This is a genomic window from Sulfitobacter sp. HI0027 (genome assembly GCF_001634775.1).
Lineage (GTDB): Bacteria > Pseudomonadota > Alphaproteobacteria > Rhodobacterales > Rhodobacteraceae > Sulfitobacter.
In genome coordinates, this window is the sequence record NZ_LWER01000241.1 from 1 (window position 1) to 744 (window position 744).

Genomic DNA, 744 nt, shown 5'->3' on the forward strand with positions numbered 1-744 from the left:
GGAGGTAAAGGCGTTCAGTCGCGCCCTTGCAAATCGGTATAGAGATCGCCTTTGACATGGGTATCATTGGCATAAATCCTATCAACCAAATCCATGACGCCGATGGCATGTTCGACCGTGCCATGGGTTTGAACATTCTGCATCACCGCGGCGTAGAATTCTGCAGCCTCCGAGGCCCAAGACGTATCTACCGGGTATTCGAAACGCTCTTCTTCTTGCCAGGTGGCCGCGGGGGCGCGGCTGCGGTTGCGTGCGACGGTCAGCAATTCTTCACCATAGGTGCCAGAGCCGGTCTTGAGACCGTTCAGGACCATATAGCCTTTTTCCAAAAACACTTCGAGCGAGAAGAGATGGCGCCATTGGGTCATGGTGGAATGCAACTGGGCACACATGCCCGTTTCGCTGTTGCGCATCATGGCAAAGACATTGTCTTCGATGCCTTCGGTCTTCCAGTAGAGGCTGGAAACCATGGCCTGCACCTCGTCGAAGGGCTGACCACCGATATGGAGGAACAGGTCCAGCATATGGATGCCCTGATCCAAAAGGATCCCGCCCCCGGCGAGTTCTTTGTTCGCACGCCAGCCTTGCAGATATTCACCATCGACAGATTTGCCGTAGCGGCCACGCATCCAGAGGACCTTGCCCATCTCGCCGCTGTCGGCGAGTTCCTTCATCTTGATGACAGCCGCGTGACGGCGGTGGTTAAAGCCATACATCAGCACTTTGTTGGCGGCCTTATGTGCC

The 744-nt window shown here is 55.6% G+C and carries 1 protein-coding gene; it reads right to left on the reverse strand.

The features are described 5' to 3' along the window. Positions 1-14: 14 nt before the first annotated feature. Positions 15-744 (reverse strand): Gfo/Idh/MocA family protein (locus A3722_RS14970; RefSeq protein ID WP_082849507.1); only part of this gene is annotated, 730 nt, incomplete at its 5' end.